Here is a 24841-nt window from a genome sequence, read left to right on the forward strand (position 1 = left end):
CGATGGGTTCCCTTTCGACACAACGCTTTACCCCGAAACGTCAGCGCAACCTGGCGATCGGAAACGGCAAGGCCCCGGACGGTTGCACCGCCGGGGCCTTGCGTTTTGGCGCGTCGGCCGCGCGCTTACTGCACGTCGAACCGGTCGGCGTTCATCACCTTGGTCCAGGCGGCGATGAAGTCATCGACGAACTTCGCCTCGTTGCCGCGCTCGGCATAGACCTCGGACACCGAACGCAGCTGCGAGTTGGAACCGAACACCAGATCGGTGCGGGTGGCGGTCCAGCGCTGCTCTCCGGTGGCGCGATCGGTGCCGACGAACTCCTCGTCGCTGCTGGTGTCTACCACCTTCCACGCCGTGCCCATATCGAGCAGGTTGACGAAGAAGTCGTTGGTCAGCTGCCCCGGCCGATCGGTGAGCACGCCATGCGCAGAGTTGCCCGCATTGGCGCCCAGCACGCGCAGACCCGCCACCAGCACCGCCATCTGCGGGATCGAGAGGCCGAGCAGATGCGCGCGGTCGAGCATCAGCTCTTCGGTCTTCACGCTCTGCTTGGTCGCCAGATAGTTGCGGAACGCATCCGCCCGCGGCTCGAGCGGCTCGAAGCTCTCGGCATCGGTCTGTTCGGCGCTGGCATCGCCCCTGCCACCGGTGAACGGCACGCTGACATCGAACCCGGCATCGCGTGCCGCCTTTTCGACCGCTGCGGTGCCAGCCAGCACGATCGCGTCGGCCATCGACAGATCCCCGCGCAGACGATCGATCGTCGCCAGCACCGCTGCCAGCTCTTCAGGATCGTTGACCGCCCAGTCCTTCTGCGGCGCGAGCCTTACCCGCGCGCCATTGGCACCGCCGCGATGGTCCGACCGGCGATAGGTCGATGCCGATGCCCATGCCGCCTTGACCAGCTCGCTGATGCTGTGGCCGCTCGCCAGGATCGCTGCCTTGAAGCCATCGACCGTCGCCTGCGAAGGCATGGTGCCGGCGGGCACCGGATCCTGCCAGATCAGGTCTTCTGCCGGAACCTCGGGGCCGAGATAGCGGACCTTGGGCCCCATGTCGCGATGGGTCAGCTTGAACCATGCGCGGGCAAAGGCATCGTCGAGCGCCGACTGGTCGTCGCGGAAGCGTTCGGAAATCTTGCGATATTCCGGGTCCATCTTCAGCGCCATGTCGGCGGTGGTCATCATCGTCGGCACGCGCTTGGAAGGATCGCGTGCGTCGGGGGCCATGTCCTCGGGGTCGGGGTTGATCGGCTGCCACTGCTGCGCGCCCGCCGGGCTGCGCACCAGCTCGAAGTCGTACTTGAACAGCAGCCGGAAATAGTCGCCGCCCCAGGCCGTGGGATTGGGCGTCCATGCACCCTCGATTCCCGATGTGGTGATGTGGCCCTGGTTGATCTGCTCGGCATCGGTCGCCCAGCCAAAGCCCATCAGCTCCATCGCTTCGGATTCGGGCGCGCCGCTCAGCTGATCGGCAGGCACCGCGCCATGTGCCTTGCCGAAGGCGTGGCCGCCTGCGGTCAGTGCGACGGTTTCCTCGTCGTTCATAGCCATGCGCTCGAAGGTCAGCCGCATGTCACGGGCCGATTGCAACGGATCAGGGTTGCCGCCCGGGCCTTCGGGGTTGACGTAGATCAGCCCCATCTGGATCGCGGCGAGCGGGTTTTCCAGCTCCCAGCCCTTTTCGGGATTGATGCGGGTTTCCGCGCCGGTATCGACCCAGGCTTCCTCGGTGCCCCAATAGACATCGCGCTCGGGCTCGAACACGTCCTTGCGGCCGCCGCCAAAGCCGAACACCGGGCCGCCCATCGACTCGATCGCGACATTGCCGGTCAGGATGAACAGATCGGCCCAGCTGATGTGCTTGCCGTACTTCTGCTTGATCGGCCACAACAGGCGCCGCGCCTTGTCGAGATTGCCGTTGTCGGGCCAGCTGTTGAGCGGGGCGAAGCGCTGCTGGCCGCTGCTTGATCCGCCGCGGCCATCGGCGGTGCGATAGGTGCCCGCCGAGTGCCAGGCCATACGGATGAAGAACGGGCCGTAGTGCCCGTAATCCGCCGGCCACCACGGCTGCGAGTCGGTCATCAGCGCTTTCAGGTCTGCCTTGAGCGCGGCATAATCGAGCTTGGCGAAGGCCTGCGCATAATCGAAATCCGGCCCCATCGGGTCGGGCGAGGTGCCGTTCTGCGTCAGGATATCGAGCTGCAGCGAGTCGGGCCACCAGTCGCGGTTGGTCCGCCCCAGCAGCGATCTGACGCCGCCATCCTTGTTCGAAAACGGGCAGTTGCCGCCCATTCCGCTTGTCTTCATGTCCATGGCTGCTCTCCTTCTGGATCTGATGGCGACCAGAATAATCCCTGCGGCGCGATCTCCCAAACAAGGAAAGCCCATCAGAGAGATAGAAAGGACCGATTGGGCCGATTGGCGAAGCCGCGCCTGCCCCCATCCTTTGCTTGGCGTCGGTCCGAATTGAACCTAGGAAATGCTCTCCAGGGACCGATCGGCAAGGAACAGGCAGATGGATATCAGTCGCAGGCATCTGACCCGGCTCGCACTTGGTGCAGGTGCGCTGTCACTGCTGACCGGCGTTGTGCCGGGCTGGCTGATCCACGCTGCCACGGCGGCGAGCCCCGCGCCCGACCCGCTGGCGCTGGTCGACGGCGAACTGCGCGAAGCTGCGCGCGCGATGCTGGCGCAGACCTTCCCGCCGATCAGCCGCGAGACGCTACCCGCGGTGCGCGCATCCTGGGTGCCGCCGCCGCTATTGAGCGCGCCTGCGCCCTCCGTGACGGTACGGCAGGTCCCCGGCCCGCCGGGCGCGCCTGCCGTGGCGGTCGAGCTGATCGGAGCGCGCCCTGACTCCACCCCGCGCCCGGCGATCCTGCACATCCATGGCGGCGGCATGATCTCGGGCCGCGCGCGCAACATGACTTCGTTCAGCCAGACACTGGCGGCGGAGTTCGACGCGGTGGTGGTCAATGTCGATTATCGGTTGGCACCCGAAACCCCGTTTCCCGGCCCTGTGCTCGACAATTTCGCCGCGTTCGAATGGATGGTCGCCAACGCTGGCGAACTGGGAATCGACCCGCGGCGCATCGCCATCATGGGCGAGAGCGCAGGCGGCGGGCTGGCCGCGATGGTGGCGCAGATGGCGCGCGATTCGCGCACCGTTCAGCCCTGCATGCTGGTCATGCTCTATCCGATGCTCGACGACCGCACCGGCAGCGCCCGCATGGTCCCGCCGCATATCGGAACGATCGGCTGGTCGGCCGAGGCCAACCGTTTTGGCTGGTCGAGCTTTCTGGGTGTTCCGGCAGGATCGGACAGCGTGCCGGCAGGCAGCGTGCCTGCGCGGCTCATCGATCTTGCGGGCTTTCCGCCCAGCTTCATCGGCGTGGGCACGCTCGACCTGTTCATCGACGAGGATCTGGAATTCGGGCGCAGGCTGATCGCATCGGGCGTGCCGACGCAGATGCACATCAGCCCCGGCGCCTATCACGCCTTCGATTTCGTGGTGCCCGAAGCGCGCATCGCGCGCGAGTTCACCCAGGCCTGGAAGTCGAGCCTGCACACCCCCTTCGGCGCGCAGGCCTGATCGCCTACTGCCCCAGATTGCGATCGAAGAATTTGAGGATCACGTCATAGGCCTGGCGTGATTCGGGCATGTCGGGCTTGTAGAAAAAGCCGTGGAACAGCCCTTCCCAGACATGCAGATCGGCATCGACCCCCAGAGCCACCATCCGGCTGTGGGTATTGACCGCCGAGGATAGCTCGAACCCGCGGGTGCCGGTGATGATCAGCGTTGGCGGAAACTGGCGCAGCACTTCGTCGGAAGAGCCCGGCGCCACCAGCGGATCAGTGGGATCGGAGCCCGCGAAATAGGGCAAAGCGGTCCAGGGGGCATCGCCGTTTGGCGGCCATTGCGGGGCGGGCCGCGCCTCGCCCACCGCGGCGGTCATGTAATCAGCGTCGCCGCCAAAGCCGTTGGCCGAGGTGGTAAGCCCCGCGCACAGGATGCCGACCGCGCCGGGCCGCGGAAGGCCGTGCTTCTGGAACCAGGCGGTGGCCATTCCGGTGAGCATCCCGCCCGCCGAACAGCCGTAGATGCCGATATTGGCAGCGGGATAGGTCTTGAGCAGCTCGCGATAGACCTGTGCGACATCCTCGCTCGCCGCGGGGAACTTGTGTTCGGGCCCCTGACGGTAATCCACCGAGACCACACGGATTTCGCCCAATGTCGCAACGGGGATCGACTCCAGTTCGGCGCAGGCGGGAAAGCAGCCCATGAAGCCGCCACCGTGCAAGTTGATCAGCACCCGCCGCGCGTTCCTCTTCGCGATTCCGGCCTTGGGCGCATAGTCGAACACGCGCACTCCGGCGATGCGGCGTTCGGTCAAGGTGTAGGCAAACATCGCCTTGGCCTCGGCGAGATAGGGCTCCATGAACACCGGAACGCCATTGTTCTGCTGCACCTGAACCGGGTCCTGCATCGCCTTGAGATGGTCGGTGAGATACTGCTTCGCCTCGGGGCTGAGCATCGAGGACACCGGCACCGCCATCGCCGGGACGTGCACCGTGCCATCATCGTCGATCTTCACGGGTGGAGATGGCGCGGTCTGCGCCTGTGCTGACGGGAGCGACGCCGCTGCGAGCAGCAGGACTGCCAGCCCCCGCACTGTACGGCGCATCTGCGCGATTGCTTTGACCATCATTTCGCTTCTCCCGATCGCCTCCAGGCCGCTTGCAACGCTGCCCGGACCCTTGCCTTTTTATCTGGCGGCAAGGATGTGCGTAATCGATTGCAATCTTCGCTGCAAGATGTATGAAAACGATTACACAAAGGGTGCGCCTCGCAAGAAGGGCGACTCAGCGAGGGGGTTTTGAAGGTGACAATCACGCGCAGATCGTTCGGCATCGCGGCCTTGGGCGCAGCGGCCATGCCTGCGCTGCTCAACGGCAAGGGTGCTGCGGCGCTCGCTGCGATCCCTGCCGGCACTGCCCATGCAAAGATCGATCCGCTGATGCTGGTCGACCCCGAATTGCGCGAGGGCGCCGAGCTCATCCTGTCGCGCCCGCTGCCCGATCCGCTCGATCACAAGGCCATATTGGCGATGCGCCAGGGCGTCCCGCCACCCGCCGCGCCAATGCCCGCGCCTGCCCCCGCCATCGAGATGCGCCGCATCCCCGGCACGAAGGGCCAGCCCGAGGTCAGCATCGCGGTGATCGGCGCCAGGCGCGATGGCGGCAACCGCCCCGCGGTGCTGCACATCCATGGCGGCGGCTTCATCCTGGGCCGGATGCAGGACACGTTCGTCGCATCGCAGCAGCTGGCCGAAGAGCTCGACTGCGTGGTGGTCGAGGTCGAATACCGGCTGTCGCCCGAAACCGTGTTTCCCGGCCCGCTGGAGGATTGCCACACGGCATTGGTCTGGCTGCACGCCAATGCCGCCGAACTGGGCGTGAACCCCAACTCGATCGCGGTGATGGGCGAAAGCGCAGGCGGCGGCATGGCCGCGATGCTGGCGATTGCCGCGCGCGACCGCGGCAGCGTCCCGCTGTGCTATCAGGTACTGATCTATCCCATGCTCGACGACCGCACCGGCACCACCCGCCGCGTGCCGCCGTTCATCGGCACCATCGGCTGGAACGAGGCAGGCAACGCGGTCGGATGGAGCAGCCTGATGGGGGTGCCCGCCGGAAGCGATCGCGTGCCGAGCGGCGCGGTGCCTGCGCGCACCAGCGATCTGTCCGGGCTGCCGCCGACCTTTATCGGCGTCGGCGCGATCGACCTGTTCGTCGATGAAAACATCGCTTATGCGCAAAGGCTGATCGCGCACGCCGTGCCGACACAATTGCTGGTGGTTCCGGGCGCCTATCATGGCTTTGATTTCATCGCCCCCAGATCCCGCGCATCACGCACCTTCATCGCCTCGTGGAAACTCGCGCTGGGCGCGGCTTTCCGCGACCGCGCCGCCGCATCGGGCTGAGGCGCCACGATAAAGAGCCAGTTTGACACTATTTGCACAATCGATTACGCAAAAACCAGAACCTAGGGAGGATCTCATGAAGGCCAGTTTCCGTTTCCGTGCCGTGCGCACCCGGCTTGCAGGCGCCGCCGCTGCCGCCGCGCTGTTTGCGCTGCCGGCGCATGCGCAAGACAGCGCATCGCAGGACGATGATGCCCCGGCGGGCGGCGAGATCGTCGTCACCGCCAGCAAGACTGGCGCGGTCACGCTCGACAAGGTGCCTTATGCCATCCAGGCGTTCGATGGCGGTACGCTCAAGGAGCGCAACATCCGCGATGGCTCGGATCTCATCCAACTGATCCCGGGCGCATCGCAGGCGCAGGAAATCGGCGCGGGCTATCGCATCTTCTCGTTCCGCGGCTCGGGCGCAGGCGGCCCGATCGGCGATGGCCTGATCGGCTATTATCTCGACGACACCCCGTTTGGCGTGCCCAACAACCAGGCCGCGCCGCCGGTGCAATATTTCGATATCGAACAGGTGGAAGTGCTGCGCGGCCCCCAGGGCACGCTGTATGGCCTTGGTTCGTCGGCCGGCACGATCATCTATCGCACCAAGAACCCGGACCTGGACCAGGTGACCTATGCCGGCGAGGTCGAGCTGTCGGGCACGCGATCGGCAGGCGATCCCAATTATCGCGGTGCGGCGGCGTTTTCGGTGCCCATCGTTCCCGGCAAATTGGGCCTGCGGATCAGCGGCGGCTATGACCGCCGGTCGGGCACTGCCGATATCTTTGCCGGTGCCCCCACCGGTGTCCCGCGCGAGCGCAACGCCAACGACGCCACCGCCAAGGACATCCAGGCGGTGCTGCTGTGGCAGGCCGATGACAAGACCACGGTGCGCACCCGCGCCTGGTATTTCAGCACCGACCAGAAGTACCTCAACGTCATCAACTCGCTCGATCCGCCGTTCGCCTCTTTCCAGGGCGATGTCGTCGGTTTCGACCGTCGCCGCGCCTGGTATGCGTCGAACACCATCACCCGCGAGATCGGCGATTTCACGCTGACCAACGCGACCTCCTACCAGAAGTCGCTTCCCGGCGGTTTCCAGGTCGGTCTCAACCTCGGCGCGCCGCTGGGCATCGGGGTTCTCGAAAATGGCGGCGATGCGCGCAACTTCGTCAACGAACTGCGGCTGGCGACCTCGACCCCCGGTCCGTTCAAGGGCGTTGCCGGGATCTTCTACCAGAACGCCCGCAGCCTCTATACCTTCAACCTGACCTTCCCGGCCTTTGCGCTGAGCGGGCGGACGATCACCAAGACCGAAAACGCGGCGCTGTTCACCGAAGCCAGCTACGAGCTGTTCGACGGCCTGATCACGCCGCTGGTCGGCCTTCGCTACTTCAAGGACGAGCGCGAATCGGATTCGATCTCGAACGGCGTTGCGGTGGCCAGCCGGGCCAAGCCCGATGCGCTGACCTGGCGTGCCAACATCGCAATCAATCCGTCGCCCGACTGGATGATGTTCTTCAACGCCGGAACAGGCTTCCGCAGCGGCATCCTGCAATCGCAGGCACAGGCCGATGCGGTGATCGCCGATGGCGTGCCCAGCGACATCTCGCTGACGCCGGACAAGTTGCGCAACCTCGAAGTGGGCGTGAAGGGATCGCTGTTCGATGGCGCACTGCGCGTCGCGGTCAGCCTGTACGACATCAAGTACACCAACATCCAGAGCGCATTCAACACCTCGATCGGCCTGTCGGCGTTCGCCAATCTGGGCGACGGCAAGGCGCAGGGGATCGATATCGAGGCGACCTGGCGCACGCCGCTGCCCGGCCTCACGATCAACGCCATCGGCAACATCAACGATTCCAAGTTCACCCGCGTGCGCCCCGCCTTTGCCGGTGCCGATCCGCGCATCGCCAACGGGCTGAGGTTGCTCAACACGCCCGAGCACAACTTCCGCCTGGATGCGAGCTACGAGCGCAAGATCGGCAATGTCGAACTCTTCGCCACCAGTTCGGCCACCTTTATCGGCCGATCGCGGCTGGGCGATGCGGTGGTCGACGAGATCGATCCGTACGAGCTGTATCAGGCCAGCCTGGGCGTGCGCTTCGACCGCTATGAAGTGCGGCTGTTCGGCGACAACCTGTCCGATCTGCGCGGGCCGACATCTGCCAACGGCCCGACGCTGCTGGCCGGGCCCCGCCCGCGCACCTTCGGCATCACCTTCCGCGTCAACACCAACTGAGCTCGTGCACGCGGCGTGCTTCCGGCGACGGACGGCACGCCGCGTGCCGCGTCGCTGGAGGCCCATGCCATGCCCAAGCCGGAGGAAGCCAGCCCCGCCTCGCCCACCGATCCCGATCGTCGCGGGATCATGACGGGGGCTGCGCTGGCCACCGGCCTTGCGCTCTGTCCTGCATCCGCCAGCCTGGCCGATGCCAAGACACCTGCCCCCGACCCCGCCAATCCCGAAATCAGCACCGACCCTGCGCAGGTCACCGCCAGGACCGCGAGCGGGCGGCTGCGCGGCTATCGCAAGGGGCGGGTCACGATCTTCAAGGGCGTGCCCTATGCCGCGCCGACAGGCGGCGCCAACCGCTTTCGCCCGCCCCGGCCGGTAGCCCCCTGGCAGGGTGTGCGCTCGGCGCTGCATTATGGCCCGATCGCTCCGCAGGACAAGGGCACCGGACGGTTCAACGACGAAGAGGCCTTCATCTTCCGCTGGAACGATGCGGTCGAGGACGAGGACTGCCTGCGTCTCAATATCTGGACGCCCGGGCTTTACGACGCGCGCCGCCCGGTGCTGGTCTGGCTGCACGGCGGCGGTTTTGCCGCGGGATCGGGGCATGACATCCCCGCCTTTGACGGCGAGAACCTCGCCCGCACCGGTGATGCCGTGGTGGTCACGCTCAACCACCGGCTCAACCTGCTGGGCTTTCTCGATCTGTCGTCCTGGGGCGAGGGCTTTGAAGATTCAGGCAATGTCGGCATGCTCGACATCGTCGCGGCGCTCGCCTGGGTACGCGACAACATCGCGCGCTTCGGCGGCGACCCCGACCGCGTCACCATCTTCGGCCAGTCGGGGGGCGGTGCCAAGGTCACCGCGCTGATGGCGATGCCCGCCGCGCGCGGCCTGTTCCACCGTGCGGCGATCCTCAGCGGATCGTTCGCGATGTTCAACACCCCCGATCGCAGTGCGCGGCTTTCGGCCTTGCTGCTGGCAGAGCTGGGGATCGCCAGGGGCGATATCGCGGCGCTGCAGGCGCTGCCCTATGCCACGCTGCGCGCAGCCGCCGAAAAGGTCATGGCGAAGATCAACCCCGGCTTCGACGGCTTCATCGACGTGCGCCGCATCGCACAGATGCTCAATTTCGCCCCCGTGGTCGATGGCCGCAACATCCTGCCGACACCCGGCGCGCCCGGCGTGCCGCTGACCGATCCCAAGGTCCCGCTGATCATCGGCTCGACGCTCAACGAGTTCGTCACCGGGATCAACCAGCCGGAGGTCGAGGCGATGACCGAGCAGGGCTTGCACGCGCGCGCCGAACGCTTCGTCCCCGGGCAAGGCGAGGCCATCGTGCGCGCCTTCCGTGCCGCGAACCCCGATGCCTCTGCGTTCGACCTGTGGAGCCGTATCGCCACGGCTCCCATCCGGCAGGCGGTGATCGATCAGGCCGCGCGCCGGATCGCCGCCGACGCCGCCCCCACCTATCTGTACTGGTTCACTTGGGCGACCCCGATCCTGGAGGGACGACCGCGATCGTTCCACTGCCTCGACATCCCCTTCTGGTTCGACAATGCCGCCGCCTGCGCGTCGATGACCGGCGGCGGCGCAGGGGGGCGCGCGCTGGCCAAGCAGATGTCGCAGGCGCTGGTCGCATTTGCCGCCACCGGCGTGCCCAGCGCCAGCGCGCTGCCCGTCTGGCAGCCGGTGACAGCCGGGGCGTTTCCATCGCTGCGGCTCGACACCGGTCCTCGCATGATCGCGGAAATCGACGCGGCCGAGCGGGCCAGCCTGAAGTAATGGTATATCGGCCATTGGCCCGATGCGCAGCCGCGTGTAGGAAGTGTGCGGGGTGTCAGCAGCCTCTGCCCGCACCGCACGGGCGGATACGAAGGATCCGATGGTCAGCGTCAAGAATCTGAAGGAATTTTCCGAACTCGCCGGGGTTTCCACGGCGACCGCCTCACGCGCGCTGACCGGATCGGGCCGCGTCAGCGAGGAAACCCGCAAGCGCATAGCCGCACTGGCCGAGAAATTGGGCTATCAGCCCAACATCGCCGCGCGCAACCTGCGCACCCAGCGCACCATGACCATCGGCGTGCTGGTTCCGCTGGGCCACGAGGCGCTGCAGCACCTCTCCGACCCGTTCTTCAACACCATGACCGGCTTTCTGGCCGATGCCTTCGCTGAGAACGGCTATGACATGCTGCTCTCGCGCGTGCTGCCGCGCAACGACCGCTGGATGGACCGCTTTATCGGCAGCGGGCGGGTCGATGGCATCGTCGTGGTGGGGCAATCGGACCAGTTCCATGTCATCGAGACGGTATCCCGGCGCTACCAGCCGATGGTGGTGTGGGGCGGGCATTCGCCCGATCAGCACCATTGCTCGATCGGCTCGGACAACCGTCTGGGCGGGCGCATGGCGACGATGCATCTGGTCGAGCGCGGCTGCACCCGGATTGCCTATGCCGGGCCGATCAAGGGTTCCGAATTCGGCGAGCGCGCCGATGGCGCGCGTGCGGCGCTGATCGATGCGGGACTGGCACCGCTCGAGGAAATCCCGACCCATTTCGAGCCCGACGCCGCTTATGCCGATGTCCGCGAAAAGCTCGCGGCGCTGCCGCACATGCCCGACGGGATCGTCGCGGGATCGGATGTCACCGCGATCAGCGTCATCCGCGCGCTGCGCGATCTGGGCCAGCGCGTGCCCGAAGACGTCAGGGTAATCGGCTATGACGGCCTACCGATCGGAGAGCATATGGCGCCGCCGCTCAGCACCATCGACCAGCAGCTACGCCACGGCGCGCAACTGCTCACCGAGACGCTGTTCCGGCGGATTGCGGGCGAGGACACCGTCTCGCAGCAGATCGAACCGCAGCTGATCATCCGCGGATCGACCTGAGACCCTGCGCTGGCGTCAGCCGACCACGCGCGCCGTCGCGCCGTCGAGCGCGATGCGAAAGAACGGCGCGGGATAACCCGCAAAATGCGCGCGGCGCTGCGCGGCGTCGACGATCAGCCCCATGTCGCGGATGCCGGGGAAGTCTGCGAACCCGATCACCTGCAGGTCGTCCAGCACCCACCAGCTGTATTCCTGCGCGGGGCATTCGGGCGGGGTGCCTGCAACCAGCCCGGTGCCGTTGAGCAGCGTGAACGGACCCAATGGCGAAGACGCCACCGCGCCATACAGCCCGGTGGGTGCCACGATGTCCTCGGCAAAGACCTTCGCCTGGGTCGACCAGAACAGATAGTAGTGCCCGCCACGCTGGCGCATGTGCGGGCGTTCGAGCTCGTTGTTGACGCCCGCCGCACTGAGCACCGGGGGCAGCATCTGCCACGCGCCGCCGGCGTCGTCCTGCCGCGCGACCCCGATATTGCCCGTCCACCGCGAGGACGAACGCGCGCACGATCCGGTAAAGAACAGGTAGGCGCGGCCCGTGGTGGAATCGCGGAAAAAGCCGGGATCGCGAAAGCCCAGGATTTCGCCGCCGCGGCCTTCGGTCTGGTTGGCGACCTGGTAGTCGATCCCGTCGGCGACCGCGGTTTCCTGCGGTGCCGACCAGTCGGACAGGATGATCCCGCCATCGGTGGCGGCAAAACTGCAGCTCGCCTCGAACAGGCGCTGCTCCAGGCTGGGCCCGGGCACGTTGCGACGCCCGGCGGCGGTGAAGTGGACGGTGAGCCGCGTGCCTGTGTCGTCGAGCACCGCCGATCCCGACCATTCGCGGTCGCCGGGGGTGAAGCCTTCCGGAAACACCGGCTGGTGCAGCGTCCAGCGGCCATGGCGTTCGCTGGCAAGATAGATGCGCGCAACCATGTGGCGGGAATCGGGATCGGGCTCGACGGTAGCTGCCAGCACCATCCACAAAGCGGCGCCGTCGAAGCGCGGCAGGCGGCCATCTTCATGCTCGACCGGCCACATGTCCCACAGATCGAAGCCGGGAACCCGCGCGCTGCTGTCCAGCGCGAAGGCGGGAATGGTGTTGGCAGGGTCGCGCATCAGCGTTGCCAGATCGCCCGCGGTCCAGACGGTGGGCGCGTGAGATGTTGCAAGCACAACCGCTTCGTCTGTTGTGCCCACACCGGTTACCATATTCCAAATTCCCTTTCCCAGCCGCAGCAGGGGCCTGCCCCCGCGTAAACGTTACACCATATTCCGAAGGGGATGCCGCCCGGGCACCGCGGTGCAGTCACCTGAAAGCCGCCGCTGCCCCCGTCAAAAGGCATATTTGCAAGACCCTCGCCCCTTGTCCGTCGCCCTTGCGGGCAACGCTTGTCGGCGACCTTAGGCAAGAGCAATCGATTGCGCAATCTTCTCTTTTGTGATCAAGCGTGCCACGATGATAGCAAGGACGAACCACCCCGATGCCCCGGCATCGATCCGCGGGAGAACGCAATGCGCTGGCAGGTCAACCGCAGGCAGATGCTGCTGGCGAGTGGAGTGTTGCTGATGAACGTGCCCGCACTCGATGCACGCGAGGCGCTGCAGATCCCGCAGGGCACCGGCCCGCTGCCGCCCGAATGGACCACAGCGCCATCGATCGCGCTGTGGGATGGCCCCCCGCCCGGTGCCCCCGCCAGCGCGCCGATCCGATCGGCCACGCTCGATCCGGTGTTCATCACCGGCGTCGCGCGCCCCGAGATGCGTGTCTTCCGGCCAGAGAAGAGCAATGGCCGCGCCGTGCTGACCATCCCCGGCGGCGCCTACAATTTCGTCTCGATCCGCAACGAGGGGACCGATGTCGCCCGGGTGCTGACCGCGCTGGGTTATACCGTCTTCGTGCTGGTCTACCGCCTGCCTGGCGAAGGCTGGGCCGAGCGATGGAATGTGCCGCTGCAGGATGCGCAAAGGGCGATGCGGATCATCCGCGCGCGTGCGCAGAGCTATGCGATCGATCCGGCCACGGTTGCGGTGCTGGGCTTTTCCGCCGGGGGCCATCTGGCTGCCTCGCTGATTACCGTGAGCGAGGACCAGGTCTATGCTCCCCGCGACGTGGCGGACAGTCTGGACGCGAGGCCAATGAGCGCGGGGTTGATCTATCCGGTGATTGCCGCGAGCGCGCCGCACACCCATGGCTTGTCGGCCGAGACGCTGCTGGGCCCGTCGCCCGGCGCTGACCGCATCGCGCTTCGCTCACCGGCGCTTCATGTCGATGCGGCCACACCGCCCACCTTCCTGGTCCACGCGCTCGACGATACGGCGGTGCCCTATCCCAACAGCGCGCTGTTCATGGACGCGATGCTCGCCGCCGGTCGTCCGGTCGAAACGCATTACTTCGAGGAAGGCGGGCATGGCTTCGGCATCGGGCCGGCCAATGCCCCCGCAGGGCAATGGCCGGCCTTGTTCGATGCGTTTCTCAGGCGGCACACCGGATAGGCGCAGCCGCTAGAAGCCGACGCGCAGCGACACCCGGGCGTTGAGGGCAATCTTCTCATATTGCTCCTCGGCGCCGACTTCGCCCGCCAGCGAAAAGCCGCTCTGTCCGCCGACCAGCCTCAGCCCGCCGATCCACCCATCGTTGCGCGCATCGGGGAGCAAACTGAACGCCGCGCCGCCCTTGAAGCGCGCGGTGGTCGCGCCGAGCGAGCCGCCGATGATCTGGCGGCGCCCGCCTTCGATCTCGGCACGCAGCCACACCGCGTCCGCTGCCAGGCTGCCGAGGTCATAGCCCGCCACCAGCGTGCCGTTGACCGCGATCTCGTCGCTGCTGCGCTTGTCCACCGTCAGGTTGAACGCATCGCCGCCGCCGGTCTCGGCAAAGCCGTCCTCGTCGAGCCGGTAATAGTCGATCGAGGCCGAAGGCCGCAGCGCAAAGCGCCTGCCGATCTTCGCCTCATAGCCCAGCCCCGCCGAGGCGCTGTAGAGCTGGCCCGACCAGGTTCCGCGGGCATTGCGTTCGATCACATTGGTGCCTTGCGCAAAGGCGAAGCGGCGCGTGCCTTCAAAGTCGATCTGCGCGAACGAACCGCGGGCAAAGGCGCGCAGCGGGCCCCAGTCGCCGCGCCAGTGCGCCGCCAGCTCATACTGGTCAGACCGCACCTCGTTGCCGGTGTCCTGATCGTGGTTCTTGCCGTTGAGATAGGCGAGCGAGACGCCAAACCTGCCGACATCGCCTGCCTTGATCTCAGCCCCGCCGGTTGCACCCCAGCCGCTGGTGTCGAATGCGGCGGTGCCCCGGTTGGCCTTTTCGCTGCCCCAAACGGTCTGCTGCAGCCAGAAGCCCCAGCCGCCCTGATCGCTATAGGGCGCTGCGGTATCGGTGAGGAACCGCGCGGTCGCGCGCGAGCCCTGGGTCACGGTGGCGAAGGTTCCCCCGGCGTGATCGGGCAGCATCTGCTGCACCGCGGCGCCCGCCTGCTCGGCATTGGCGATCGACAGGAAGCTGTTTGCCACCTGTGCATCGCTGTCCAGCGCCTTGAACACCGCATCATAGGCGCGCGCCTGCGAGGCCGAAAGGCTGAGCTCGGTGGCGGTCTTGCGCTTGATGTCGACCGCAACGGTGCCCGCGGCGTCATTGCCCGTCACGCTTGACTTGAACAGGAACGGCAGCGCGATGCTGGAGGCGACGAGATTGGCGCTGCCCGTCAGCCGGCCTGCCGACAGGATCTGGTAGGTCCCTTCCGACTGACTGACATTGACCAGGGTCACGCCCAGCCGCGAGCCTGCGCCAAAACTGGCGTCACCTGCGACGTCGAGCCGGGTGGCGGTGCCCGCCTTGCCGTCGATGGTCACGCCGAGCATGCCCTGGTCGGTGACCGCGAGCGAGCCCAGCGTCACGGTTCCGGGGCTGGTGATGCCAAGCGATCCCCCCGCAACCGTCACCGCTGCCTGCCCGGCACCCGCCAGCGTGCCGCGGAACTGCGCGGAGCCAGAGAGCGCGAGCGTGTCGGCGCCGCCGCCCAGGTCCAGCCTGCCGACCAGCGCCGACTTGCCTGCCAGCTGCACCGTATCGGCGCCGCTGCCGAAGGTCGCATCACCGGTGAGCAGCGCTTCGCCGCTCGCCAGCAACCGGTTGCTGCCCGCACCGAACTGCATCGCGCCGGTGATCGTGCCAGCCGACACCTCGAGCAGATCACTGCCCGATCCCAGCCGGATATCGCCGGTAATCGAAGGCTTGCCCGTGGGCGTCGCCGCGCTCTGGCGGATGGTGGCACCGCTGGTGTTGGCGGCCAGATCGATCGCGATCGCGCGGCCCGCTGCGGGTTTGGCGGCAACCGCGCTGATCGTGCCGCTGTTCTCGATCGTGCGGAGCGATCCCGACAGGTCGGCGATCGCGACGGCAGAACCCTCGCCCGCTGCGTTGGCGGTGATCCTACCGCTGTTGGTGATCCCTGCGAGCGATCCGCCCGCATCGATCACCACCGCGCGCACCTGGTTGGCGGCGACCGAGCCGCCACCCGCCTCGATCGTGCCGGTGTTGCGCAATCCCGGCACGCTGGCGAGCGCGCCGATGCGGATCGCGGTGGCGTTGCCTCCGTTCGATGCAGCGGAGACCGCGCCGTTGTTGAGCACGCCGCCGGTAATGGTGGTGGCCTGGCCGAGGCCGCCGATCACCAGACCGTTGCCCGCGACATCCTTGTAGACGCCGCTGCCCAGGATGCGGCCGTTGATCACCAGGCCGTTGCCCGCAGCCGCGCTGCCGCCCACCGCGCCGATGGCGACCGCGCCGGTCGCCGAGCCGATCTGCACGGCAGCGGCCGAGCCGAACGACGTGATCGTCGCGGTACCTTCCTTGTCGTCCTCGATCCCGTCCTTGTCCTCATCCTTGTCATCGGGCTTGGTGTTGGGCGGCGGTACATCGAGCAGGATGCCGCCTGCGACCGAACCTGACACCTGCAGCGCCGGGCCGCCCTGCAGCAGATCATCGGCATCGAGCTTGCTGACATCGGCAGGCGGGGTGGCGCTGCGATAGCCGGTGGAGGTGATGCTGCCCTGCACGGTGAGCGCGCCGCCGATCGGCCCGGTCAGCGCAACACCGATGGCGTTCGCGCCGACAGTCGCGATCGAGCCGGTGAGCGCGACATTGCCGCTGACCGCACCGGCGCGGATTCCGGCGGAATTGTCGCCGCGCACCGATACCGAACCGCTGCTGGTCAGCGATCCGGTCAAAGGGCCCTCCAGGCTGATGCCCGCGCTCGAATTGCCCTCGATGGTGATGGTGCCAGCGTTGATCACCGATCCGGTGAGCGCGCCCAGGGTGCGGATGCCGAAGCGGTTCTGGCCTTGCGCAAACGGTCCGTCGAGATCGCCGTCATTGTCGGTGTCGGTCGGCGCAAAGGTCTCGTCGATGGTGATCGTGCCCGAGTTGGTGATGGTCGCGCTGGTCCCCGCGGCCGCGACGATCCCGGCGGAATTGCTGGCATCGGTGGTCTGGATGGTGCCTTCGTTGGTGACATTGTGGTTGCTGTTGACCGTCACCGCAACGCCTCCCGATGCAGGCTTGATCGATCCAGCCGAGGTGATCTTGATGCTGTCGGCAGCGCCATTGTTGGCCGTGGCGGTCGCGATCGGCGTGGTACGCGCGGTGGTCACGCTGGTTTCGGCAAGCGCCGCAGCCTGGGGGAGCAGCAGCGATACGGGAGTCAAACAGGTACAAGCCAGCAAGAGGCGCATGATCGTCCTTTCAGGGTCTTTCAGGGAAGTGTGTGGGTTCACTCACCAAGACGCTGCGGACGAATCAGACCCGCATGGCACTCACCGAAAGGCTGCGCATATTCGGAGCAACATTCTGCGAAATATGGATAATTTCTGTCAGAAGCTGAAGTCCGCGCCGATCCGGATGGTGCGCGGGCGCAGCGGCGTGGTCTGTTCGCCCCAGGGCAAGGTGAACGGCGATCCGAGCGCGAAGCGGTTGCCGCGGGCATCGAACAGGTTGGTCGCCTGGATCCAGAAGGTGCTGCGCTCGCGCGCCAGGCTGGCCGAAACGCCGGTGTCGAGCACATCGCCCTGCTGCACCCCCAGCACCGGCCCGATGCCCAGCCGCGACCGCCCGACATAGCGCAGCGATCCGCTGATGCTGAGATCGCCCACAGCGCCCAGCGACGCGCGATAGCTGCCCGCCAGCCGCCCGGAAAAGCGCGCGACATTGGGAAGGTCGTTGGTCTCTGCCACCACCGCGCCTGCGGGGATCGAGGCAAAATCGAAGTTCGCGCGGTTGGCAGGCAGCACGAAGATTCCCGCTGCGGGCGTGACCAGACGGCTGTCGGCCCAGACCGCCGAGGCCTCGATCGAAACCGCGCTTACCGGGCGCCAGGCCAGCGTCGCATCCAGCGTGACGATGCGCCCGTTGCCGATGTTTTCTGTCGCCGGCAGCCCGTCCGCATCGATCAGATCGGCCTGGATGTTGCGCCAGCGGGTATAGGCCAGCGTCACGTCGCCGCTCAGCGTATCGGCGGAAAACGCAAGGCCCGCCTCCACCGCCGAGACGGTGTCGGGGCGGTAGCGGCGCACCATCTGGTCGCGCACGCCGATGCCCCCGGGGCGAAAGCCCTCCTGATAGCGCGCGTGCGCCGACAAACCGTCCGAAAAACGGTAGCGCAGCCCCGCCGAGGGAAGGAAGGCGGTCTGGGTGCGCCGCGCATTGCTGCGTGCCAGCGCGGCGACCGAGAGGAAGGGTGAATCCAGCGCTTCGCCCGACAGCCGCATATGGCTGAGCCGTCCGCCCAGATCGAGAAACAGCCGGTCGGTCGCGGGGATGGCGAGATCGGCATAGGCGGTCGCTTCGTCCACCCCGTTTTCGATCCCGGTGATCGCCGCTGCGCGCGCCACCTCGCCGCGCGCGCGGCGGATACGGTAGCGGTTGCTGAGCAGGCTGGTGCCGACCAGCCAGCCGATCCCGCCCGCGGTTTCGCCCGACAGCCGGGTCTCGTTGGTGACCAGCCGCGTCTCGCCGCGCTGGCGGAACAGGCTGGGCGCCTGGCCGGGGACGCTGGCATCGAAGGTTTCGGTGAGGTCCAGCCCGGTCAGCGTCGTGGTCGAGAGCAGCTCGAAGCTGTCCCATTGCTTGCCCACCGCCAGCTGGCCCAGCCGGAAGCGGCTGCGAAAGGGCTGCGCGAACGGGCTTGCCCGGTCGAGGCCATCGCCCAGCCGGTCGGCATATTGGCTGTCGCGCCCGTCGATATCCTGCGCAGCGGCCATCATGTCGATGGTCCATCCCGCACCCGGCTCGATCCGCGCCAGCACGCGCCCGCCCACGGTATCGACGCGGTTGATATCGTTGCGCCCGCGCAGGCGGTCGTCGATATAGCCGCCGTCGCGCGCGCCATAGACCACCGCGCGCAGGCCCACCGCCCCCTCGACGACGGGAATGTTGAGCATCGCGCTGCCATCGAACGAGGGATCGCCGTTCTGCGTGGCGGCGAGCGAGAGCGACTGCGCTGCCTGCCAGTCGCGCGAATCGGGAAGGTTGGGGAGCAGCCGGATCACCCCGCCCAGCGTGCCCGCGCCATAAAGGGTACCCTGCGGCCCCTGCCGCACCTCGACCGTGGCGAGATCGACCAGCCTCAGGTCCGGATCGGGCGCATTGTAGTTGAGCCGCGCCGAGCCCAGATACTGGCCGACCACCGCCTGGGTTGGGCCGTTGAAGCTGGAATCCGAAATCGCGCGCAGGAACAGCCGGTTGCGCCCCGGTCCAAGCTGGGTGGAGCCCAGAGTGGGCAGCCGTTCGACCAGCGCATCTGACCCTCGGCCCTGCCCCCCCAGCGCAAAGTCGCCCTCCAGCCGGATGTGGCCAAAGGTGTCGCGAGTCAGCGCCTCGGGCGGCGGGCGCTGCGCGGTGACGACGATTTCGTGGATCGGTTCGGGCAAGGACGAGGGCACGGCCATTGCGAGCCGGATCGGCGCGCCGCTGCGCCTCGCGGTGACCGGCGCGCGCACGATGCGCCAATGATCGGCCGCCAGCCGCACCGCGCGGGCATCGCTGGCCTCCAGCAGCCGGTCGAGCGCCTCGCGCGTGGTCATGGTGCCGCGCAACCGGCGCACCCGGTGCGCGCCGATCTGCCGGTCGGTCAGGCCGATGCTGATTCCCGCCTGCCGCCCCAGGGCGATGATGGCGGTGTCCAGCCTGCCCGCCGCGATGTCGATCCGCACCGGCGCTTCGGCCTGCGCGGGCGATGCCAGCGCCGCCAGCGGCAGCGCGAGCATCGTCAGGCTAAGGCAGCGCATCGTCGCTCACCAGCTCCCAGCCATCGGCCCGGCGCACCGCGCGGGTGCCCAGCACCGGCGCGATCGCTGCCACCGCGCCTGCGCCCCTGCCGCTGATCTGCACCACCCCGCTGAACGGGCGCGCGGCGATAGAGGGGTGAACCAGGATGCGCGTGCCCAGCCCCCGCTCCAATGCCGCGGCGACCGCAGCCAGGCTGGTGCCAGCAAAGCTCAGCCGTCCCGATCGCCAGCTGCCAACCTGATCGGGCACGACATCGGACAGCATGATCCCGCTGCCTGCGCCTGCCATGACCGCGCGGCGTCCTGCAGGCAGGCGAACATTTTCCCGCTCGGGATTGACGATCACCACGCCCTCGGAAACCGCGACATCGAGATCGCTGCCGGTCCGCACGACATTGAACGCGGTTCCGGCATCGACCAGCCGGACATCGCCCGCCTCGACGACAAATGGGTCGCGCGCGTCGTGCTGCACCTCGAACAGCGCTTCTCCGGTCTCCAGCCGGGCAAAGCGCGGGTTGCCGCGATCCAGCCCGAGCCGCGAACCGCCGTTGATCACGATCATGCTGCCATCGGGCAGATCGATGCTCCGCGTCTCGCCCATCGCGGTGGTGACGGTGTAAGGCTGCGGGCGCATCTGCCAGGCCGGAATGGCGATCACCGCGAGCAGGCTGGCCGCCAGCGCACCGATCATCCAGCGGCGGCGCACGGTCTTTTGGCGCGGCCCGACTTCTTCGTCATTGGCCGCACGAGGCATGGCGGGCGCAGCCTGAGCGGCCAGATCTGCCACGCTCCCCGCCGCCGCCAGCGCCTGATCATAGGCAAGAGTGTGGCGCGGGTCGGCTTCCAGCCAGCGGGCAAAGCCGTCCCAATCGGAAAAATCCGGGTGCTGGGTCGCGATGGCCCAGTCGATCGCCTGGAGGCGGATATGGTCACCAGTGTCTGTCATCATGTCTGTCCTGGCCATAAGACGTCACGGCTGCGCTCAATCCACATCGAGTGTCTCCCGCCAGGCCATCAGCGCGCGATAGGCCTTTTGCAGATCCTTCTCCACCGCGCTCAGGCTGACCCCGAGATCCTGACCGATCTGGCGCTGGCTGACCCCCTCGATGCGGAACAGGCGGAAGACCTGCAGCACGCGGGCACCCTCTGCTGCCAGCACGGCTTCTGCCTGATCGAGCATGGCGCGCGCGATCAGCTGGCGGTCGGGAAGCGGCGCGTCCGATGCCTCGCCGGTGCCGCCCTGCACCTCAAGCCAGTCGGCATCGCGCTGGCGGCTGCGCTGTGCCGAACGATAGCGGTCGTGCATCACGTTGTTGGCGGCGCGGAACAGATAGCTGCGCGGATCGGCGACCGGCCCAGTATCCAGATTGGCCAGCCGCAGCCACAGCTCCTGCAGCACATCTTCTGCCGCTTCGCCCGCGCCGCGCGCGCGCAGGAAGCGCAGCAACGGCTCGCGTTCGGCGATCAGCACGGCTTCGAGGCCTTGGCGGGACATAGGATACGGCAATCACATCTGCAGCGGAAGGAATGCGGGCACAGCCCATGCACCCAGACGCCGCCGCGCGCAAGAACCCGCACCCCATCTGTCCCCGTGTGCATTTTTTTCGCACAGCCATGCGGGTGTGGCGGCGGCGCGGCGTCTTAGCGGCAGAACCGGCCAAGCCCCGGCCGGTTCTATCCGGTCATGGTGCCCCCCATCGACCGGCTGCACCTTGAGGGCCGGGTCGCGACCACTTCCAGCCCTCAAGGTGCCCTTTTCTTGAACGCCGGGCGAGCAGGAGACAGGTCCCATGCCCTATCTGCGCACGCAGCTTGGCGCACTTGCAGTGATGCTGGCGCTGGCAGGCAAGGCGGATGCCACGGGACCCGCCGACAAGGACATGTGGTTCGTGCCGCCAGTCGAATACGCTTCTGACAGCGACGGCGAAACCGGCACCCAGTGCATCGCGCTCCACCGCGTGCGCTCCACCCGCATCCTGGCCGGCGAAGGGATCGTCTATCAGATGAGCGGGCGCAAACTGCTGATCAACCGCGTGCGCCGGGGTGCGAGCCTGCTTAACCGCAACCAGATCCTGATCACCCGCACCTCCGGCGCGCTGCTGTGCGCAGGAGACATCGTCCAGCTCGCCGAAAGCTCGCCAGGAATCTCGGCGGGCTTCGTAGCACTTGGGCGATTCGAGCGATATCACCCTCCGGCGCGTCCCTGACCGCCTATCTGCCGAGCGCCCCCATCGGCGCGGTCCGTCGCAATAGCACTTTGCAGACGCCAACATTACAGTTATGTGACCGTTTTGTTACGCGCCATCCGTCCGTGGCGGCGTGATGCATAAGATATCCGGACCGGGGGAAGAGGGACATTGCCGAACCTTTGCCTGCGCAGCCCAGCGGCGGCGCGGCACTGCACCGGTGTTGCCAGCAGAAGGCCCGGCGCACCGAACCTGACCTTCACCCACCCGGACCGCCCAGGGGAACCACCATCCGCCAGATTGCCGCCCTGCCCTATCGCACCGACCGCGACAACGTCACCGCACCGGTCAGCATCCTGCTGATCACCTCGCGCGAGACCCGGCGCTGGGTGCTGCCCAAAGGCAACATGATCGACGGGCTGCAGCCGCACGCCGCCGCCGCGCACGAGGCCGAGGAAGAGGCAGGCGTCAAGGGCGCGGCCTGCCCGACCGCGCTTGGCAGCTATCGCTATCGCAAGAAGCGCAAGAACGGCGCGTCGCTGAACGTGGATGTCGATGTGTTTCCCTTTTCGGTGACCGATCTGCTCGACGAGTGGGAAGAGCAGGACCAGCGCCAGCGGCAGTGGTTCTCGCTCGAGGAAGCCGCACAGCTGGTCGACGAGCCCGAGCTTGCCGAACTCATCCGGCGCTTCCGCGCCAGCGAATCCGACCGGCGCATCGCCAAAAGCGGATTTGTTCTCGGCACACAGAAAGCCTCTCCGAAAATGGCCGTATTCCAGTGGGTTCAGGCGCTGCTTCCCAAGCAGGGCAATTTCTTCGAGCTGTTCGAGGCGCATGCGCTGACGTTGCTGTCGGGCTCCAACGCGCTCGCGCGGCTGCTGGGCGGCGGGCCGGGCATGGCCGATCACATCCAGGAGCTGACCGAGCGCGAGCACGAGGCGGACCTCATCACCCGAGAGGTGCTGCAGACCGTTCGCCGCACCTTCCTCACCCCGTTCGACCGCAGCGCGATCACCAGCCTGATCGGATCGATGGACGATGCCATCGACGAGATGCAGAAGACCGCAGGCGCGATCGATCTGTACGAGCTCACCGAGTTCAAGCAGGAAATGAAGGACATGGCCGCGATCATCGTCGATTGCGCGCGGATCACCGTCGAGGCGCTGCCGCTGCTGCGCCAGGTCAACCGCAACGCCGGGCGGCTGCACGAGCTGACCGAACGGCTGGTGATCATGGAAGGCCATGCCGACGAGATCCACGCCCGCGGCCTGAAGGCGCTCTACAAGCAGCATGGCGAAGCGAACCCGCTGCGCTTCATCGTCGAACGCGAGCTGTTCACGCATCTCGAGCGCGTGGTCGACCGCTTCGAGGATGTCGCCAACGAGATCGACGGTCTCGTGATCGACCACGCCTGAGCGCCCCGCAACCCCCATGGAAACCACGATCATTGCCATGCCGCTGCTGATCGCGCTGATCGCGCTCGCGCTGGCGTTCGACTTTCTCAACGGGCTGCACGATGCCGCCAATTCGATCGCGACGGTGGTGTCGACCCGGCTGCTCAAGCCGGTGCACGCGGTGGTTTTCGCCGCGTTCTTCAACTTCGCGGCCTATTGGGTGTTCGGGCTCAAGGTGGCAGAGACCGTCGGCAAGGGCATCATCCAGGTCGATATCGTCAATCCGCAGGTGATCTTCGGCGCTTTGGTCGGGGCGATGTTCTGGAACGTCGTCACCTGGTGGAAGGGCATCCCCTCCTCCTCGAGCCATGCGCTGGTCGGCGGGCTGATCGGCGCGGGCGTGATGCGCGCCGGGCTGGATGGCATCGTGTGGTCGGGCGTGCTCAAGACCGCATCGGCGATCATCCTGTCGCCGACCATGGGCATGATCCTGTCGATCCTGCTGGTGGTGCTGACATCCTGGGCGTTCATGCGCGCGACCGCAAAGAGCGCCGAGGGCATCTTCAAGCAGTTGCACCTGCTCTCTTCCGCCGCCTATTCGCTGGGCCATGGTGCCAATGATGCGCAAAAGACGATGGGGATCATCACCGTGCTGCTCTATTCGCAGGGCATGCTCGACGGCGAGTTCGCGGTCCCCGGCTGGGTGGTGCTGAGCTGCTACATCGCGATCGCGCTGGGCACGCTGTCGGGGGGCTGGAAGATCATCGAGACGATGGGCACGCGGATCACCAAGCTGTCGCACCAGCAGGGCTTCTGTGCCTCGTCGGGCGGATCGGTGATGCTGTTTGCCGCCACCGCGTTCGGCATTCCGGTCTCGACCACGCACACGATTACCGGCTGCGTCGTCGGCGTGGGCGCGGCGCGCCGCGCCTCGGCGGTGCGCTGGGGCGTGGCGGGCCGGGTGGTCGTCGCCTGGCTGATCACCATCCCCGCCTCGGCCGCAGTCGGCGCGGTGTTCTACTGGCTGACGACGATCTGGTAAGCCACGCGAGCGCTCCGGCGAGTCAGGGCTTGAGCGTCAGGCTCAGCCCCGACACGACCAGCTCGGCGCGATCGGCGATGGCGGCAACCTGCTGGTTCAGCCGCCCCGCCATGTCGCGAAACTGCCGCGCGAGCGCATTGTCGGGCACTATGCCCATGCCGACCTCGTTGCTGACCAGTATGACCGGCGAATGGGCCTGCGCCAGCGTGTCGATCAGCCGCTTGGACGCGGCGGCGAAATCATGCTCGCCCAGCAGCAGGTTGCTGGTCCACAGCGTCAGGCAATCGACCAGCAGCACCCGGCCCGGTCCCATCTCGCGCCCGATCGCCTGCGGAAGGTCTACCGGGCACTCGACCGTGCGCCAGCGCGCGTCCCGGTCCGCCTGGTGCCGCGCGATCCGATCGCGCATTTCCTCGTCAAAGGCCTGCGCGGTCGCCAGATAGACCAGCTCTCCGGAATGGCTTTCCGCCAGACACTGCGCGCGCGCGCTCTTGCCCGAACGCGCGCCGCCGGTGATGAAGGTCAGCACCGCATCGATCCATTTTCCTTGCAAAACGTAAAGTCGCGCCATAATGCGGCGACGCGACAGGTTCCCAGAGATGGGATTAATAGGGAACGCGGAAGCAGGTATCCACCCCTGTAATCCGCGGCTGTCCCCGCAACTGTGACCGGAGAGCGGTCGCCCTATCATGCCACTGGATGCAACCGCATCCGGGAAGGCGGGGCGGACGTGTTGACCCGGGAGCCAGGAGACCTGCCTGACGCAGTCGGTCCTTTGCGCGGACGGGGTGTTCAGCGTGATCGAGGTTCATCCTCGCGTGACGACATCGATCGGGGTGGCGCGCGCGGGTGATAGGCCG

General features: G+C 67.0%; 17 protein-coding genes and 1 riboswitch. Of the genes, 9 read left to right on the forward strand and 8 right to left on the reverse strand.

Annotated elements, in window-relative coordinates; all coding sequences use genetic code 11:
• Positions 1-125: 125 nt before the first annotated feature.
• The gene (katG, locus tag IP68_RS13975; protein ID WP_054135610.1) at positions 126-2318 is read right to left on the reverse strand and encodes a catalase/peroxidase HPI; all 2193 of its coding nucleotides are present in this window, start codon (positions 2316-2318) and stop codon (positions 126-128) included.
• Between the two features lie 202 nt (positions 2319-2520).
• On the opposite strand from katG, the gene IP68_RS13980 reads away from it, so the two are divergent.
• On the forward strand, positions 2521-3597 hold the full coding sequence (locus IP68_RS13980; protein WP_054135611.1) for an alpha/beta hydrolase: 1077 nt from the start codon (positions 2521-2523) through the stop codon (positions 3595-3597).
• Between the two features lie 4 nt (positions 3598-3601).
• Here IP68_RS13980 and IP68_RS13985 read toward each other — a convergent pair whose 3' ends face one another.
• On the reverse strand, positions 3602-4714 hold the full coding sequence (locus tag IP68_RS13985) for an alpha/beta hydrolase fold domain-containing protein (RefSeq protein WP_231684013.1): 1113 nt from the start codon (positions 4712-4714) through the stop codon (positions 3602-3604).
• A gap of 174 nt (positions 4715-4888) precedes the next feature.
• Here IP68_RS13985 and IP68_RS13990 point away from each other — a divergent pair, with 174 nt between their 5' ends.
• The 4 genes from IP68_RS13990 (at position 4889) to IP68_RS14005 (ending at position 11097) form a co-directional block, all read left to right on the forward strand.
• The gene (locus IP68_RS13990) at positions 4889-5989 is read left to right on the forward strand and encodes an alpha/beta hydrolase (protein WP_231684015.1); all 1101 of its coding nucleotides are present in this window, start codon (positions 4889-4891) and stop codon (positions 5987-5989) included.
• 76 nt (positions 5990-6065) lie between these two features.
• Positions 6066-8216, forward strand: coding sequence for a TonB-dependent receptor (locus IP68_RS13995; RefSeq protein WP_054135612.1), 2151 nt, complete (start codon positions 6066-6068; stop codon positions 8214-8216).
• Positions 8217-8285: 69 nt separating this feature from the next.
• Positions 8286-9995: a carboxylesterase/lipase family protein gene (locus tag IP68_RS14000; RefSeq protein ID WP_197275808.1), complete on the forward strand. Its 1710-nt coding sequence runs from the start codon at positions 8286-8288 to the stop codon at positions 9993-9995.
• A gap of 100 nt (positions 9996-10095) precedes the next feature.
• The gene (locus IP68_RS14005; protein ID WP_054135614.1) at positions 10096-11097 is read left to right on the forward strand and encodes a LacI family DNA-binding transcriptional regulator; all 1002 of its coding nucleotides are present in this window, start codon (positions 10096-10098) and stop codon (positions 11095-11097) included.
• Between the two features lie 15 nt (positions 11098-11112).
• Here IP68_RS14005 and IP68_RS14010 read toward each other — a convergent pair whose 3' ends face one another.
• Positions 11113-12252 carry a glycoside hydrolase family 68 protein gene (locus tag IP68_RS14010; RefSeq protein ID WP_197275809.1) on the reverse strand — a complete coding sequence of 380 codons (1140 nt, stop codon included), beginning with the start codon at positions 12250-12252 and terminating at the stop codon, positions 11113-11115.
• A gap of 339 nt (positions 12253-12591) precedes the next feature.
• On the opposite strand from IP68_RS14010, the gene IP68_RS14015 reads away from it, so the two are divergent.
• Complete coding sequence (locus IP68_RS14015; protein WP_054135615.1) at positions 12592-13572, forward strand: alpha/beta hydrolase; 981 nt, start codon at positions 12592-12594, stop codon at positions 13570-13572.
• 9 nt (positions 13573-13581) lie between these two features.
• Here the strand turns inward: IP68_RS14015 and IP68_RS14020 are convergent, their stop codons facing one another.
• The 4 genes from IP68_RS14020 to IP68_RS14035 all read right to left on the reverse strand — a co-directional run bounded on the left by IP68_RS14020 (position 13582) and on the right by IP68_RS14035 (position 20854).
• Positions 13582-16809 (reverse strand): autotransporter domain-containing protein, encoded by a 3228-nt coding sequence (locus tag IP68_RS14020; RefSeq protein WP_054135616.1) that lies wholly within the window; start codon positions 16807-16809, stop codon positions 13582-13584.
• A 138-nt stretch (positions 16810-16947) separates the two neighbouring features.
• Positions 16948-19359, reverse strand: coding sequence for a TonB-dependent receptor (locus tag IP68_RS14025; RefSeq protein ID WP_054135617.1), 2412 nt, complete (start codon positions 19357-19359; stop codon positions 16948-16950).
• On the reverse strand, positions 19346-20305 hold the full coding sequence (locus IP68_RS14030) for a FecR domain-containing protein (protein WP_197275810.1): 960 nt from the start codon (positions 20303-20305) through the stop codon (positions 19346-19348). Before IP68_RS14030 ends, IP68_RS14025 begins: the two co-directional genes overlap by 14 nt.
• Positions 20306-20341: 36 nt before the next feature.
• Positions 20342-20854 (reverse strand): RNA polymerase sigma factor, encoded by a 513-nt coding sequence (locus tag IP68_RS14035; protein WP_054135619.1) that lies wholly within the window; start codon positions 20852-20854, stop codon positions 20342-20344.
• 295 nt (positions 20855-21149) lie between these two features.
• Here IP68_RS14035 and IP68_RS14040 point away from each other — a divergent pair, with 295 nt between their 5' ends.
• The 3 genes from IP68_RS14040 (at position 21150) to IP68_RS14050 (ending at position 23981) form a co-directional block, all read left to right on the forward strand.
• Positions 21150-21566 (forward strand): hypothetical protein, encoded by a 417-nt coding sequence (locus IP68_RS14040; RefSeq protein WP_054135620.1) that lies wholly within the window; start codon positions 21150-21152, stop codon positions 21564-21566.
• Between the two features lie 269 nt (positions 21567-21835).
• On the forward strand, positions 21836-22960 hold the full coding sequence (locus IP68_RS14045; RefSeq protein WP_054135808.1) for a DUF47 family protein: 1125 nt from the start codon (positions 21836-21838) through the stop codon (positions 22958-22960).
• Positions 22961-22976: 16 nt separating this feature from the next.
• Complete coding sequence (locus IP68_RS14050) at positions 22977-23981, forward strand: inorganic phosphate transporter (RefSeq protein ID WP_054135621.1); 1005 nt, start codon at positions 22977-22979, stop codon at positions 23979-23981.
• A 22-nt stretch (positions 23982-24003) separates the two neighbouring features.
• Here the strand turns inward: IP68_RS14050 and cobU are convergent, their stop codons facing one another.
• Complete coding sequence (gene cobU, locus IP68_RS14055; RefSeq protein WP_054135622.1) at positions 24004-24552, reverse strand: bifunctional adenosylcobinamide kinase/adenosylcobinamide-phosphate guanylyltransferase; 549 nt, start codon at positions 24550-24552, stop codon at positions 24004-24006.
• Positions 24552-24758, forward strand: a riboswitch (cobalamin riboswitch). Its footprint overlaps the gene before it by 1 nt.
• Positions 24759-24841 lie beyond the last annotated feature (83 nt).

The sequence above is a fragment of the Blastomonas sp. AAP25 genome, assembly GCF_001295965.1.
Classification (GTDB): Bacteria; Pseudomonadota; Alphaproteobacteria; order Sphingomonadales; family Sphingomonadaceae; genus Blastomonas; species Blastomonas fulva.